The 15,072-nt window shown below is 58.5% G+C and carries 14 protein-coding genes; 6 read left to right on the forward strand and 8 right to left on the reverse strand.

What is annotated here, in order from left to right:
* Positions 1 to 5: 5 nt before the first annotated feature.
* Entirely contained in the window at positions 6 to 320 is a 315-nt protein-coding gene (locus tag ETAA8_RS33710; RefSeq protein WP_145099729.1) for a hypothetical protein, read from the reverse strand.
* A gap of 274 nt (positions 321 to 594) precedes the next feature.
* Here ETAA8_RS33710 and ETAA8_RS33715 point away from each other — a divergent pair, with 274 nt between their 5' ends.
* From ETAA8_RS33715 to ETAA8_RS33735, 5 genes are all read left to right on the forward strand, one after another.
* Positions 595 to 1,332, forward strand: a complete 738-nt coding sequence (locus ETAA8_RS33715; RefSeq protein ID WP_145099732.1) for an SDR family oxidoreductase — start codon at positions 595 to 597, stop codon at positions 1,330 to 1,332.
* A 4-nt stretch (positions 1,333 to 1,336) separates the two neighbouring features.
* Positions 1,337 to 1,897 (forward strand): M50 family metallopeptidase, encoded by a 561-nt coding sequence (locus tag ETAA8_RS33720; RefSeq protein ID WP_145099734.1) that lies wholly within the window; start codon positions 1,337 to 1,339, stop codon positions 1,895 to 1,897.
* A 309-nt stretch (positions 1,898 to 2,206) separates the two neighbouring features.
* Complete coding sequence (locus ETAA8_RS33725; protein ID WP_202921432.1) at positions 2,207 to 2,869, forward strand: RNA polymerase sigma factor; 663 nt, start codon at positions 2,207 to 2,209, stop codon at positions 2,867 to 2,869.
* Positions 2,870 to 2,877: 8 nt separating this feature from the next.
* Positions 2,878 to 4,971 (forward strand): serine/threonine protein kinase, encoded by a 2,094-nt coding sequence (locus tag ETAA8_RS33730; RefSeq protein ID WP_145099740.1) that lies wholly within the window; start codon positions 2,878 to 2,880, stop codon positions 4,969 to 4,971.
* Between the two features lie 10 nt (positions 4,972 to 4,981).
* On the forward strand, positions 4,982 to 5,476 hold the full coding sequence (locus tag ETAA8_RS33735; RefSeq protein WP_145099743.1) for a hypothetical protein: 495 nt from the start codon (positions 4,982 to 4,984) through the stop codon (positions 5,474 to 5,476).
* 49 nt (positions 5,477 to 5,525) lie between these two features.
* Here the strand turns inward: ETAA8_RS33735 and ETAA8_RS33740 are convergent, their stop codons facing one another.
* From ETAA8_RS33740 to ETAA8_RS33770, 7 genes are all read right to left on the reverse strand, one after another.
* Positions 5,526 to 6,542 carry a pentapeptide repeat-containing protein gene (locus ETAA8_RS33740; RefSeq protein ID WP_145099746.1) on the reverse strand — a complete coding sequence of 339 codons (1,017 nt, stop codon included), beginning with the start codon at positions 6,540 to 6,542 and terminating at the stop codon, positions 5,526 to 5,528.
* 135 nt (positions 6,543 to 6,677) lie between these two features.
* Complete coding sequence (locus tag ETAA8_RS33745; RefSeq protein ID WP_202921433.1) at positions 6,678 to 7,793, reverse strand: PhnD/SsuA/transferrin family substrate-binding protein; 1,116 nt, start codon at positions 7,791 to 7,793, stop codon at positions 6,678 to 6,680.
* Between the two features lie 95 nt (positions 7,794 to 7,888).
* Positions 7,889 to 9,706 (reverse strand): hypothetical protein, encoded by a 1,818-nt coding sequence (locus ETAA8_RS33750; protein WP_145099752.1) that lies wholly within the window; start codon positions 9,704 to 9,706, stop codon positions 7,889 to 7,891.
* A 171-nt stretch (positions 9,707 to 9,877) separates the two neighbouring features.
* Positions 9,878 to 10,303, reverse strand: coding sequence for an Imm63 family immunity protein (locus ETAA8_RS33755; protein ID WP_202921434.1), 426 nt, complete (start codon positions 10,301 to 10,303; stop codon positions 9,878 to 9,880).
* Positions 10,304 to 10,424: 121 nt separating this feature from the next.
* On the reverse strand, positions 10,425 to 10,814 hold the full coding sequence (locus tag ETAA8_RS33760; protein ID WP_145099758.1) for a hypothetical protein: 390 nt from the start codon (positions 10,812 to 10,814) through the stop codon (positions 10,425 to 10,427).
* Between the two features lie 3 nt (positions 10,815 to 10,817).
* Positions 10,818 to 11,381, reverse strand: a complete 564-nt coding sequence (locus tag ETAA8_RS33765; RefSeq protein ID WP_145099761.1) for a hypothetical protein — start codon at positions 11,379 to 11,381, stop codon at positions 10,818 to 10,820.
* Positions 11,382 to 11,427: 46 nt separating this feature from the next.
* Positions 11,428 to 12,348, reverse strand: a complete 921-nt coding sequence (locus ETAA8_RS33770; RefSeq protein ID WP_145099764.1) for a hypothetical protein — start codon at positions 12,346 to 12,348, stop codon at positions 11,428 to 11,430.
* 348 nt (positions 12,349 to 12,696) lie between these two features.
* Between ETAA8_RS33770 and ETAA8_RS33775 the strand changes: the two genes are divergently transcribed.
* Complete coding sequence (locus ETAA8_RS33775; RefSeq protein WP_145099767.1) at positions 12,697 to 15,054, forward strand: hypothetical protein; 2,358 nt, start codon at positions 12,697 to 12,699, stop codon at positions 15,052 to 15,054.
* The last annotated feature ends 18 nt before the right edge of the window (positions 15,055 to 15,072 follow it).

Consider the following 15,072-nt stretch of genomic DNA (forward strand, 5'->3'; position numbering starts at 1 on the left):
ACGATCTAGTTGATGCTCACGCGGCCGCTCAGCACCCGTTGCCAGGCCGTGGCCGGACTTTCCTGATGCGAGTAGGCGAGCAAGTTGAACGTCGGATAGCGGCGCTCGGCTCCGCGGCGATTCGCGCGGCGGACAATCGTCAGCGGGTCGAGGTTAGCCCGGTGAGTAGCGTCCATTTTCGCGGGCTTGGTTTCTTTGAGCGAAGATTCTTCCAGCGAAACGGCTTCCCACACTTGTACCGCTTCCATTGCGGCATCGAGAGCCGACTCGGCGAGAATGGTGATCTTCAGGTTGCCGGTCTGCACAGTGAATTCGTTCATGACATCAATCCTTGATTTGCTTGGGAGGCCCAGCGGGCGGCAGCTGTTAGCCACTCGTTCGCCCCTGGTACCAGAATTATCGCGACCCCCGTGACTAGTCTGGTCACAGCTCGGCGGAATCCGAGTTTTCCGGCTAGAGAGCCTGTGCCGGCGGCCGCTAGCAGGGCCGTCCCGCGCAGCTGATTTTGCCCGCCCCTCGCCTCCCGCCTCCCGCCTCTTTAAGATTGACAGCCCACAACTGACTCCCCACCGACTCACACACGCGAGTTCTCTCATGGCACAGCGATTGGCAGGCAAGACGGCATTGGTCACTGGCGGCGGCACCGGCATTGGCTGGGGAATCGCCCAGGCGTTGGCCGAAGAGGGCGTGCGTGTCGCCATCGCCGGTCGGCGACTCAACGTGGTGCAAGAGGCGGCCGCTTCGTGGAAAGGCCAACCCGCAATGCTCGCCCACGATTGCGATGTGGCCGAGCGGGCCAGCGTGAATCGCCTCTTCGCCTGGGCTCACGAGCAACTCGGCAAGATCGACATTCTCGTCAACGCAGCTGGGGTGAATATCAAGACCCGCTCGATGACCGAGATGACGCCCGAGCAATGGGACCAGGTAATGAACATCAACGCGACCGGCGTTTACAACTGCCTGTACGCCGCGTTGCCGCCGATGCGCGAACGGAAAGACGGGCTAATCATTAACGTCTCGTCGATCTCCGGCAAACGGGCCGCTCCGCTGGGAGGCATCGCCTACAACGCCTCGAAGTTCGCCGTCTCTGCCCTGGGCACCGGCGTGGGGAATGAAGTGGCTCCGCAAGGCGTGCGCATCACGACCATCTTCCCTGGCGAAGTCGATACGCCGATTCTCGAACATCGCCCGCAAGCTGTTTCGGCCGAACGCCGCGCCAAGATGCTCCTGCCCGAAGACTTCGGCCCCATCGTCGTCGCCCTGGCCATGCTTCCGCCCCGGGCCCATGTGCCCGAACTGGTTATCAAGCCAACCGCTGCGGATTACGTTTAGGCGCATGCTTCGCGCGGCGCTCATCATCGGCACGCTGGTCAGCTGCTGGCTCTGGGTGCAGATCGTCCACGAGCTGGGGCACGTGCTCGGTGCCTGGATGGCGGGCGCACAAGTCGACCGCGTCGTCCTGCATCCACTGCTGATCTCGCGCACCGATATCAGCGAGGCTGCGCATCCACTCGTCGTCATTTGGGCGGGACCAATTCTCGGCTCGCTGTTGCCACTGCTGCTGTGGCTGCTCGCCTGGCGGCTCAAACGACCCGAGACTTTTCTCTTTCGCTTCTTCGCCGGCTTCTGCTTGCTGGCCAGCGGAACCTATCTGGCGGTGGGCTCGTTCGATGGCATTGGAGATTGCGGCGACCTACTCCGCCACGGCACGCCGATTTGGCTTCTCTGGCTCTTCGGTCTGCTGACCATCCCGGCGGGACTTTACCTATGGCACGATCAGGGCCGCCATTTCGGCCTCCCTCCCCGCGCCCAGCCTATTCAGCCTTGGCTCGCCTGGTCTGTCGTCAGCCTTGCGGTGCTTACCATCGTTGCTGAACTGGTGGCCTACGCGACGTAAGTTCCCTTGCGCGCGGCTCGAAAAACATCGTACTTGTCCAACTATGGTCCGCATTGTTGGACAGCACCTGACGTATCTCTCGGGTTTGGCGCGCTTCGGTGTCCAACAATTCACCCATTGTTGGACACCCCCTGTTTACTCGCTTGCTTCACTTACGTCAAAAGCGACGATTGGCGGGAACGGCTATTCCAGGCGGTTTTTAAAGTCTATTTCGGTGGACTTTACCTCGGCTGCTCGGGATAATCAGCAACCGCCGATCGGTCCACCACAGCACCCGCACCGCGACGTCTTTAAGTTGGCGGAAAAATCGTGACAGACTCTCACGTTTCTCTTCATGACGAAGGTGTTGAACCGACCACGAGTCGGACTTCCCTCAGCCTGTTGGAACGTGCGCGGTCGTGCGACCAACAGGCCTGGGTACGAATCGTGCGGCTCTATTGTCCCTTGGTTTATCGCTGGTGCCGCAGTCGAGGACTGCAAGAGGCCGATGCCGCTGATGTGGGGCAGGATGTTTTTCGGGCGGTGTCGGCTGGCCTGCCGAACTTTCGCCATGACTCGGAAGGTTGCAGTTTTCGCGGCTGGTTAAAGAAGATCACTCAGAACAAGGTTACCGACTTCGTGCGGGACAAACGGCGCTCGCCCGATGGTCGCGGCGGCAGCGATGCCTATCAAAGCTTGCAGGAAATTCAGGGGGAAGAGTCCGTCGACAGCGAAGCACTCGCGCAAGAAACGCGCCTGCTTTACGAACGAGCCTTAGAAATCATTCAAACGGAGTTTAATCAAGTCCATTGGCAGGCCTTCTATCGCACCACCATCGATCATCAGAGTGCCGGCGACGTTGCCCAAGAGCTCGGCTTGTCGCGGCAAGTCGTCTACAACGCGCGCTCGCGCATCTTGCGCCGCCTGCGCGAGGAGTTTGCCGAGTTGATTGGCGAGGAAGACCTCACTCCCTCAGCAACAGAGACAGCCTGAGACCACCTATGGAATCGCTGTCGGTCGAAAACAGCTGCGTGCAGTCAACTTCGCTAGAGGAGTATCTGCAGGGCACACTCGCACCTGACGTGTGGAACAGCATCGACGAACATCTGGCCAACTGTGATAGTTGCCAATTGCAGCTTCGCTCGTTCGAACAGCAGTACTCCCCTCCGTTCGCAATCGATCGGCCTCCGGCCCACTTTCCATTTCTGCAGGAAGCGGCCTTGGGACAGCTGGAAGCGCAAGCTTGCCGAATCCCGATTGGCGCTGGCGCTCCACTCCCAAAGGACAAGAACCTCGCGAGTCGAGATTTTCCGGCTCATATCGGACAGTACACCCTGTTGGAGAAGCTGGGCGAAGGAGGCATGGGAGCCGTCTATCGCGCTCGGCATCACAACCTGAAATGCGAAGTAGCACTCAAGCTCCTTCCGGCGCACTTTCGCAGCGATCGAGATCACCTGGCGCGCTTCTATCGCGAGATGGAAGCAGTGGGCAGGGTTCGAAGTGAACACGTCGTTCGCGCCACGGATGCCGGAGAGTCTGACGGTTGGCACTATCTGGTCATGGAATACGTTCCCGGGATCGACGTCCGTCGCTTGATTCGAGCGAAAGGACCGCTGCGGATCGCCGATGCCTGCGAAATCATTCGTCAGGCAGCCTTGGGTTTAGTCGCGCTCGAAGAGCATGGGTTAGTGCATCGCGATATCAAGCCTTCAAACTTACTGTTAACGCAACTTGGGCAGGTGAAGATCCTCGATCTCGGTTTGGCGCGTTTGTTATCGGCATCGGTCGAAAGCAGCGAGTTGACCTCCAGCCAGCAGATCTTGGGAACTCTGGAATACATGGCCCCGGAACAGTGCGGTAGCAGCCACACGGTCGATATCCGAGCCGACATCTACTCCTTAGGTTGCACGTTTTACAAACTGCTCACTGCCCAATCTCCGTTCTCTGGCGGGCAGTACCAAACACCTCAAGCGAAACTGGTCGGGCACTTAAGAGATCAGCCAGCTTCCGTTTGTTCCCTGCGCGCTGACATCCCCGCTGAAATCGCTGCGATCCTGGAGCGGATGATTGCGAAAGACGCCCGCCAGAGATTCGCTTCGCCGGCAGCTGTGGTGCAATGCTTGCGCGTTCCGGCAAAAGGGAGCGATCTGTCGTTCCTGTTTGGACTATCCAAACAGGACGAGCCTGAAAATGCAGACGATACGGCCAGCGGCGATCGTTTGCCCAGCTCAACCATTACCCTGCCGCGGGCAGTGCAGCCGAGTGTCACGAAATCGCGGGCTTTGCGTACCGGACACTGGTTCGCTTGGGGTATCACGTTGTCGATTGGGATCGCCCTTGCCATTGCCTTGTTTCGGAACTATCCATCCGCGGCCACCTCAGACGAGCAGTCGCCGCTCAACCATCCAACGACAACCGCAGGCAAACCTGAGTTTGAAGTTGAGGAAGACCTGCCGTTTGACATCTCACAGCTGCAACCGCTCGTCTGGCACAATCTCTTCACTCGCGCGCCGCAGTTGCCGAGTTGGCAACCGCCAGCGCTCGACACGCTCGTACAGCACCTGAAGGATCGGCGTCAGGTCTATATCAGCAGCCGACCATACTGCTTCGCCCAAGTTGGCACGATCGATCATCCCAAATATCGCTTTCAAGTCCGCATCGATCAGACCCATTGGAAGGGTGGCTGCGGCATTTTTCTGGGAATGCGGAACGACGTTGGCAACCAACAGCAGCGCCAAGCGCGCTTTCAACTTCTCGAGCTGCGTCCGGCATTTCCCAAAGATCCACTTCGTGCCTACGCCTGGCATCGACTCAAGGGATTCGTCAGGTTCTCGGCGGCCGACACGCCGGAGGTCAGTTTTGAGTCTTGCGTTTCGATCCCCATTCCCCGCCCCACCGATAGCGAGCAAATGTTGGAAGTCGCCGTGCAACGCGATGGCTTAACCGAGTTCAGTTGGGGGGGGATCGCAGTTCCCAAAATTTGCGAAGGGGCCGTGGATGCGAAATTTGGTGCCGAAGACTACAGCGGAGGATTCGGCATTTCGATTGGCAACAGTGATGGCATGTTTCGTGACGCTAGTATCATTTTGCAATGAAAGGTGAGTCATGGCTAAGAAGAAGGCTAAGACAAAGTTAAAGGTGACAACAATGCGCCCCTATTCGCCAGGAATTCAAGTTCCCCTCGACGAGGCCAAGGTGAAGGTAACAACCGCAAAGGATCCCGCTCCAAACGACTTCAACCTCCTTTGCAAGAAGGGGGTCATCTGCGCCCGGGGCTCCGCAGTTCCGCCAGCGATGGGCATTACGCTAGTCCGCTTGCATGCTCGCATTTACCGCTTCAACCAAACCGTTCCGCCACCCGATCAACCCCCAAGTCCCGCACGAGGCGCGCCGGGGCACGATAAGTTGGCGGTCGTCATCGATGCCAATGGCAATCTGGATTGGCAATTCGATGCCATTCCGAATGCACAGTGCGAGAACGCTCCTCCAGGCAACTCGAACAACCGACTTGCGGTCTGGGCCGTTTGGTCGCAGGGATCGCCAACGCAAGAGTTGAAAGAGTTTCGGGGAGTGTGCGCGACCAAAACGGACTGCGAATAGCAGCCCGATCGTTGCCTGAATCGCAGTCCCCGGTTACCTGCGGGGACTGCTACCGATTCCCTTGAAAGCGATAGCTCCAGGTGCCGAATTCATCGCGGAAGAATTCATAGTCCTGGTGGATGTCGGTTTTTCGCGTTTCGTTGTTATCGTAGGCCTTGATCATTTCGAGTTGCACGCGGACAGGTGTGACGATTCGCTTTTTGCCACTGGCGATATCGCCGAGAGTCGTCCCTTGTCGCGGTTCGGCGATCTTCAGCGACTTATAGTTGAACGTGAAGCGGCGAGTATCTTTGCCGGCCCACATTTCGGTTTCGAGCAAGTGCTTGATGATTTCCTCGGTCAGTTTTTCGCCATCGAGCTTCGGCGCTAGGCGCACCCCGGGTGCCGACTCACTGGGTGGCGAGGTTGAGGGAGCAGTGCGCGGCGCAGAAATTGGTGCCGGGACAGTTGGTATGGTGCTGGGAGTCTCAGGCTGATCTTCGCCGGCAACTTCGCTCATTACGGCGCCGCTGGCGGCCACATCAAAGCCCTTGGGCCAGCGCGTGCTCTTGTCGTACTTGGCCCCCTTCAGCTTGACTCCTTCCATGTAGTACAGCGTGCAAGTGAAGACCGCGCCGCGCAAGTCAGACTCGCGCAGATCAGCCTTCAGCACATCGCCGATGCCTTGGCACCCGCGCAGATTCGCGCCGCGCAACTTGCTGCTTTGGAACGAAATATTGCCGAGGTCGGTTCCTGCAAAAATCGCCCCACTCAGATCAGCACTCTGCATCGAGACGGCTTTGAACGTCGCATCGCGAAAGTCAGCGCCGGCGGCCTCAGCGCCGTTGAAGGTGCTGCTGGTCAGATCGGCGTTTTGAAAATTCGCCTTGGCGACCACGGCATTGGCAAAGCGCGTGAGGAACAAATTGGCATCTTCAAAGTTTGCACCTGCGAGGTTCTTGTTCGAGAAGTCCCGCATCCGCAGGTCTTTTCCCTGGTAGTCCTCAGCCACTAGCAGCCCACTCATAACCACGCCCAGCGCAACGATCGCCGCAGGGCAGGAATAAAGAAAACGGCGCACGCTCATGGGGCTTCCCTTTCGCAAAGAAGTTCCAGCCGGAGTAGAGTCTCCGCCGGATCAGCCCCCCATCGTACTGGCGTAGGCCGGTCAAACGTCTAGTGCAGGTGAAAGATTCACGGCGCGAACGTGCCACGCAGACGGTTAGTTCTTCGTCTTCAGCAGCGCTGCAAGGTGGTCTTCCACATCGCGCACCGGTTGCCAATCGGCTTGGTACGTCGCGGGGACAAAGCGCGATTGCTGGGCTGCTGCATAAGCTTTTTCCAGCGAAGTACCCGGCCATGGGAAATCGAGGAAAGCGGTTTTTACTTTTTGCACCAATTCGGGATGCAACTGATGGGCATGGGCGAAACAGGCGGGCGGGAATGTCTTCGATTGATAGACCGAGCGAATCGAGTCCTTGGCAAAATCGTCGCGGCTGATGATTCGCTGCAGCAGGTCGCTGGCCACGGGCGCGGCGTCACCACGATTCGCGGCAATGTCTTTGATCGCCCGTTCCTGGCCGTTCACGAATACGGCCGTGTAATCTCGCTCGGGCTGCAGCTGAAACTCCTTCCACAACAGCGTCAGCGGGGCCTTGAAGCCCGAGTGTGAATAAGTCGACGTGAACAGAATCTTCTGGCTTCCTTTGAGCTGCGCCACTTCCTGCACGCGGCTCTTGGCGGGGACGATGATCTCCATCTGATAGCCAAACTTGCCATCGTCATCGGCCATCACGCAAAAAGGCACCGCGCCCCCTTCGTTCACGCCGATAGTGACCGCACCCGTGTTGAGGCACGCCAGGTGAACCTTCCCTTCACGCAAATCGCGAGCTTGCTGCACCGGTGGCGGCACTGCCTGGCCAGGCGCAACCCCCAGTTGCTCGGGGCGCAACATCAGGTGCACCCGCTTGCCTGTGACCTGCTGCAAGTGCGTTACGAAGTCGGCCCACTGCTCCTGCTCTCGAGCTAGATCATTCCCCAGCACTTCGAACTCGATCGTCTCGGGATCGAGCCAGTGCTGAGCGTCGGTGGGAGCATCGGCAACCAGGTCCCCGTCCTTATCGACCAAGCCCGCTGCCAGGCCAGTCGGCGCGAGGAGGGCTTGCTGCACACTGCCGAGAAAATTCACCGGCTGCGGCTCGCGCTGAGCTTGCACATAGAGCGTGCCAAACACTGCGATTACCAGCGCTGCCAGTGGTACCACCACCAGCAGCACATTCTTCGGCGAGAAGCCCGTCGTACGATCACCCTGCGATCCAGTCGCGACATCCGTGTTCATACAGACACCTCGCTCAGCGGCCGACATGCGTGCAGCAGAAACTCCCGACCCTCCTATGATACGAGACAGGGTGATGTCGATGCTACGGCAGCCACTCAATGCCGCGTGAAGTGGTGATATTGCACGCTCGGTTCAAAGTTATCGCCGGGCTTCAGTTTCACCTTCCAGACGATTGTCGAGCTGTTGTTCACGGCCGGCTGGCCGCGATATTGCACCCAGTCGGCCGGGTTGAAGTCGCCGAGCGTGATGCTGCCATCGTGCGTGGCCTTGGTCGCCTTGCCGCCAACTCGCAACGTGATCTCGGCTTCGATGTCGAGCGCCTTGTTGTTACACAGGTCGAGCTTCATCTCGCGATCGATGCGCGCGTAGTTATAGCCGTCCCACGTCAGGCTTTTCAGTTCGCGCGAGGTCTCTTTCTCGGTCAAACTGCCGCGAGTATCGACCGAAACCGTCACCGGCACACGCACCTCGTCCTTCGGCGGCGTATAGGTCAGCAGCTCTTGCGCAAGCGGCTGATTCCCTTGCATGATCATCACCGCGCCGGTCGTCCACGGCACACTGGTGTTGTTGGTGAGCATGATCTGATGCCAGACTTCGTTCTTCGATAGCGTGAGCGGAGAAGCAGCACCCGATCCGCTCGGAGCAGCTGCATTGTCGGTCTTGGTCGCATGCACTTCCCAGGTGTAGATATCGCGGTAGGTCGTTTCAGCGGTGAAGATGGGGACCGCGATCCGTTCGCCATGGCCCAGCGTCAGCTTTGGCAAGCTATAGACGAACAGATCTTGCGCGCCGGTGCCGGTTAATTCTCCCGGCAAGTTGATCGTCCCTTGCGCGCCTGCATTCGCACCCGCCTGCTCGCGGCGGAATTCACCCGACCGCTGCGAGTACATCGCGTTCGAAAATTGCTGACTGCCGTTTCCCATCAGGTCTGGCGCGGCCTCGGCCAGTGCATTGCGCAAGGTTGCTTCGAGCACCAATGGACTGGGCGTGCCGCGAAAGCGAAAGTTCGGCACACCGACGACGATATCGACCGGCACGTCCTCCAGGTCTTCCGCTTCGTTAAGCAGCTCGGCCTGCAACGAGATCGTGGCTTTCTTGTCTTGCTTGTCGCTGAGCGAAACGCGATAGGTGGGAATCCAGCGAATGCCGGGGCGAAAGTACATGATCGCAAGCGATTGCTTCTTCTCGGCACCTTCCAACTTAAAGCTCAGTCGCTTGGTGCGCTTCGTCGTCGTCAGCGTCTTGGCCAGCGTGGTTTGCATGTCCTTCACCGAGATGGTGCGAACTTGCGTAACCGGCAGCAATACATCTCCTTCGTCGGTGCGCAGCACAAAGTTGGAACCACTGACGGTCGTCAGGGTATGCACTGCGGTCGAAGGTTCGGGGACCAGGCGGCTGACTCGGCTCGGGAGAATCGCCGGGCTCGGTTTGGTCGCGGTGGGACTCGCCAGATCGAGCAGTTCGAACTGCGCTGCCGGCACGGCAGCTTCGCTCTTGTCGACGAGGACTTCGCGAATCACACCCGAGAAAATCGCCTTATCGTGTAGTTCGATCTTGGCCGACTTCCCTTTATTGGCCAGCAGAATCTCAAGCAGTTGCGTGCAGGGAAGTTGTTTTTCGGCTGAGTCCTTGGTCGTCTTCCAGCCGGCGACCATCGAGATCAGCCGCCCTTGATCGGGCGTGGCCCAGAACGACCCAAGCACCGCCGCATCGGGAACTTCATCGGTAAAGACCTCACCCGCTTTGTCGCTGGTGGCAGTCCCGCGCTTGATAATCAGCGAGTAACCATCCTTGAAGATAATGACGCGTTCGGTCTTCAGTTCCAATTCGCTGGCACGCTTCTCGGCCGCACAGGCGGGGAACAAAGCAGCCAAAACCAACACGGGCACAATCGAAGTAGCACGATAAAACATAACAGCCTCCGGAGAGCGGCGCGAGCATGAGGAATGCCCGTATGCTACTCGGAGAAACGCGATTCCCCGGTAACTCGTCGGTAACAACGAGTGCTGTCACTTGAACAGGGTCGCTCAGGGTTGGGGCAATTTTCGGGCAGTTGGATGAGGTCGCGGTTATAGATAAAATTCCTAACGCGCCGATTCCACGCCGTCATTGAAGGGATTGCAAGCGAGAATCTTGTGCTGGTCTTGCCTTAGTCGCGTTACCCAGTCGGCATCAACGCTGCCGAGCAGTTCAAGCTGACGGCGAAACAGGATTCGCCGTGAATCTTGACCGGGAATGCGATGCTTCAATTCATAGTCGCCAGCCATCGAGAATGTCACAGCTTCAAACACGATGTACAAGAGGTCGTTCAAATCGTGTGTAGTCTTACGTTCCAACTCGACGCCACGCTCGACGACCACATAATGCAATCCGCTTGCATTGACTTCAATATGCGGACAGCCGAAGTCTTCCGAGAATCCAAATGTCGGCAGGCAGTTTCGAGGACAACCGAGCCTCCGGCCAATCTGTTCAATTTCCCGTTTGATCTCACTCAGTGAGTGACTGTTCATACCATTCCCATCGTCACGCGTTCCGGTTGGCGACCAATTGCAGCAGGCTTTGCCGATCCAACCCATACCTGCGCAGAACAGAGGGCTTCTCTGCAACTACGTTCCGCAGTTCCTGAGTGTACTACTGCTCTGAATCTGGTTGTTTCCGCTGAAACGGCGGAAAAAAGCTACCTACGGCCGACGTGATGAGGTACTGACAAGACAAATGAACCCCGATTAGGCAGACGATACCAACAATCGATTGCCAGACCGTTAGCTCATCAAGCAAGACCATTAGTGTCAGTCCCACGGCGTAAAAGATTACGCCTAGAACCGGAAAACCCGAAGGGCCGTAACCACGGAATCGATTATGAAGATCAGCCCCGAGACTCAACAAATCAATCTCGAATCCCAACAGAATCACGATGATGCCAGGACTCACTCCCAGATTCGCCGACAAGCATGTCAACACAAAGATCGCCGCGATCAGTTTTTCGGGCCATGTTTCATGCTGCGGTGCTTTGATTGGCACGGGTCACCCCCGGAACGCATGCTCCAACTCATCGAGCGCGAATTGCTCCATGAGCGAGACTTTCTGCCCCAGGCCGAGAATGCCACCCGAAGTGGCAGCGATCGAGCGAGCGCGGCCGAGGATCTCGTCGCACAAGTTTTTAGCCCGCTCGGGCGGGAGCTTCTTGCAGAGAATGGCGATGTATTCTTTCCAGGCTTGCACCACGCGCACTTCCGGCCGCACGGTGAGCCAATGTTCGAGCAGGGCGCGGGAAGCGCTCCCCGATTCAATGCCGTGATTCGTGGCTGCCGCCACGACGGCGTCGCGCTCTTTGTTCGAAACATCGCCATCGGACCAGGCGATTTCGACCAGCGGCAGCAGCGACAAGCAGGCGAATGTTTCGGGCCGAATGCCGGCGGCGATCAGTTCCTGTAGCAACACTTCGTCCTGAATGCCCGAGACAGCTGAGAGGGCTGAAGTTGGACTCTGCTGGCCGATCGTCTGCCGCACGTGAGCTTGCAGTTGCGGGTCTTGCTGCGCGAAGTATTCATCGAGCGCGGCGAGCGACACACTGTTTTCATCGGCCATCAGCGACTCTCAATCAGAGGTGAAGTTGGGTCTCGTCAACCGCGCCTTAGCGGCCACCAAAAATGCCGGTGGCATACCACACGCCATTCGATCCCCGCTTCATATCGTAACCGAAGTAGCCATGCGCGGCACTCACGGCCGACCAATGCCCCGATGATTGACTCCAGCTGTGGACGCATTCCTCAGCTGCATCGAGCAGCGTTTGCCCGGGCCAACTTTCGGCACAAACTTCTTTCGACGAAAAACTGCTGCCGCCGACCCGAGTCGCCAGTCCCTGATTGATCTGGTGAAAGCGTGCTTCCCAGTTGTGATGCCCTTGCAAGTTGATGCTCGCCTGATGCGTCGAGTGTTTTTCGGCTTCTTGCGTGAGATAACCGCTATAGGGCGACCACGCGCTCTTGGGTGCGGCTGGGTGCGTGCGTACGGCGAACATCAGGGCCCGTTGCGTGAGCGAGCCGGCCGGCAGATCGCACATCACCTGCAATCGACTGGCAGTGATTGCCCCGCGGCGAAATGGATAGACCGAAACGACAAAGCCATACTCCTTGCGCTCGGCATCGCGAAAATCGATCATCGCGATTCCCGGGCCCTTCAGCATCTCGCTGAACGCCGCATGTTCGAGCAGCTTGGTTTCTAGGTCAGCGGTTTTGATCGCCGCCGAAACGGGCAACTTCACCAACGTCATTTCGCGCAGCGACGGCCGCAGCTGTTCTGCCCCCAGCACGCTGGCCGCGAACTTTTCGTTCTCGTCCGCCTTGGCAGGATCGAAGAACCACAGCATCAGCAACTGCTTGGCATCGGCGGCCTGCTTGGTTGCCGCGCGATAATCTTCCAGCCAGTTCACGGGCGGCGAATCGGCAACAGCCTCTTCGTGCGAGGCGGCAGGCTCTTTTTCTGCGGCAATTACCGCCCCCGTCCCGACCAAGATCGCGCCCCAAACCAAACACCAGCGAGCAAACAGCCGCATGTAACATCTCTCCTGAAGGTGCGCCCAACTGAGGGTGCAGCGAAGTGCACCAAACGGGGCAGCTGGAACAAGAACCAGTCGTGCGATGCAGATTTGACGGATTCAATCCATGAAGGGGCCGCTTGTGCCCGTGGTTCCGCCGGCAGGAGTTGCAGAAGATAGGCCGATTTGGCACAAAGCGTCAAGTGGGCGATGTTTGCCCGATACATGATTTACAGGGACTCAGAAGTTTGCAGAATATAGAGTCGAGTATGCGGGCAGGCTCTGGTTTCCCCACCGGTGGAACCGATGGTTTCTAGTCCAGACTGCAGCCGCGGCACGGATCTACAAAGGCAAGGTGGCGATACTATGCGGAAAATCGTAATTAGTGGTCTCATCGTTTTGGCAGGGGTGGTTATCTCCGCCATTCATGGAGTGGAAGCGCAAGGCCAGGACGATTCGCCCAGCGCACTCGAAAAGTCGGCCAAGGGGCTCGACGAATGGCTGGGGATTGATGCCAACGGCAAGAAATGGAGCGACTATCTCCTGCTGAAGCCGCTACTGGCCGAGATCAGCGGCGATGATGAAGTCGACCTGCAGGTTCTCGCGAACGTCTGGCGTCGATTCACCAGTGGCGAAGCTGGTCTCGAAGGGGAGCGATTCCAAGCGGTTCGCAAGGACCTCGAAGCTTTCCTGAATAAGCAACTGGAACAATCACGGTCCCAAGTTGCCGCCGCTGCGAAGGCGGCCGATGAAGGCTACGCCGCACCCGGCGCAGATGCCGTGACGAAAGCCCAAGCCGAAGTGAAGACGGCTGCTGCCGAACTGAACACGGCCTTGCTCACGTTGCCGCGGGCCCGCGCCGCGGCCGAAGGCTATTTTGGCAAGCAAACACTTACCGATCTGGCCGCCGGCACCGACCTGAGTGTCGAGCAACTCGATGCTCTGACCAGCAAGCTCGGCAAATATCGTTGGCGCGTCTATGACAAGCAGTATGTCGACGTCGTCCCTGGTCTGAAGTATCGCAACGAAGAAGAAGTCGGCGGCTTCGGCGGTCAAACCTACGGCAAGTTGCGGACAGCCCTCGTGCGACTGCGCAACGCTCGTGCTCTGGCCGACGATGCAGATGGCAAGGGAACCTATCAAGCGACGGCCAAGGCTTTGGCCGAAAATCTGGCCGCTGCCAACAAGCTTGTCGGTGCGAATCCCAAGCCCGTGGCCATTGATATCGAAACTCAGACTCCGCTGCCGCTGCCCGCCATCGCTCAGGCCGCAGCTGCCCTTAAGAAACTGCAGACTCGGGGCGAGGCCACCGAACTCTCGGAAACGGCTGTTGCCGGCTACAAGTTTCCGAATCTCGTTGCTTTCGCGTCGAGCCAGTTCCTGGCCAGTGGGCTCGATCAAAAGCTCGATCGCGTCACACCAGTGAACGACAACATCCTGGGGACCAGCATCAACGGTACGGCTCGCCTGCTCGGTCAAACGAACTTGAAGATGCTCACCAATCCCGAACAAGCGGGTTACTCGGTAGTTCTCTCCGGCGTCGCCAATTCGAATAGCGTCGGCTACAACGGCCCGGTCACGATCCATAGCACGGGCGTTACGAATCTGCATGGCGAAAAGCGGATTCACTTCGACGACGAAATTGGTGGTATGCGTCCTTCGCCAGCAACGGCCACCGCCGCCACCTCGACTTCGGTCAACGGCATCGGTGCTCGCGGTCCGCTCGTCGAAAAGATCGCTTGGAAGCGAGTGATGGAAAGCAAGGGGCAGGCCGAAGCGATCGCTTCGCAGCACGCGGCCGATCGTCTGCGCGCACAGATGGATTCGGAAGCACTCACCACGACCAGCAAGCTCAACAAAAACTTCGAAGAGAAGTATCGCAAGCCGCTGATCATTCGTAACGAATACCCACGCGAATTCGTCACCCAAAGCAGCACTGGCTTGTTGCAAGTGGTGATCTCGCAACTCGGTCTCGGTCAACTTGGTTCTCCCGATGTTCCTCCCACCGCCCCAGAAACGGATGTGGCCGTGCAAGTGCATGAATCGTACGTGGCGAATTTCGCCCGCGCAATGCTCGGCGGCCAAGAGTACACCTCGCTCGAATTGCGGCAGATGCAGGAAGATATGGGGGGCAAGGTGAAGTCACTCGAAGAACTGGCCAAGGAACGAACCGCCGAAGGGGAAGAGCCCAACATTCCCGAAACGGTGCAACGCCTGGCCGATACCATCATCACCTTCGATGAAGAGATGCCCGTCCGCGTCGAGTTCCGTGGCGATCACGTGCTGATCGTCATTCGCACCAAGAAGCTCGAGACTCGCAAGTTGAACGACGATCCGGCCGCTCCCGAAGAGCGCGACTTCGTCGTTGGCCGGCTGGAAATCACCACCCTCTACAAGCTGGAGAAAGACGGCGACAATTACGCGCTCGTGCGCGTCGGCCCTTCGGCTTCGGCTTATCTCGACCTTCCCAAGGGTCAGCGCCCCAGCCCGAAGGAATCGACCGGCAAGCGCCGCATCGACAAGCGGTTCTCGGAAGATGTGTTCGCCGACGAGAAGATCGCGCTCGGCCCGCTCGACTTTAAGAAGCGTGCCGGCACCGCCAAGGGGTTTGGCAACTGGGCTGAAATGCCCCCGCTGCCAGCCACCGACGCTCGCTCGTCGAGCGGTTGGTTCTCCATCGGTTGGAGCATGCCCGCTGCCGAGAAAAAGGTGGCTACGAAGTAGTCCCCTGGCCAGTCGCTC

The sequence above is a fragment of the Anatilimnocola aggregata genome, from assembly GCF_007747655.1.
In the GTDB taxonomy this organism is placed as follows: domain Bacteria; phylum Planctomycetota; class Planctomycetia; order Pirellulales; family Pirellulaceae; genus Anatilimnocola; species Anatilimnocola aggregata.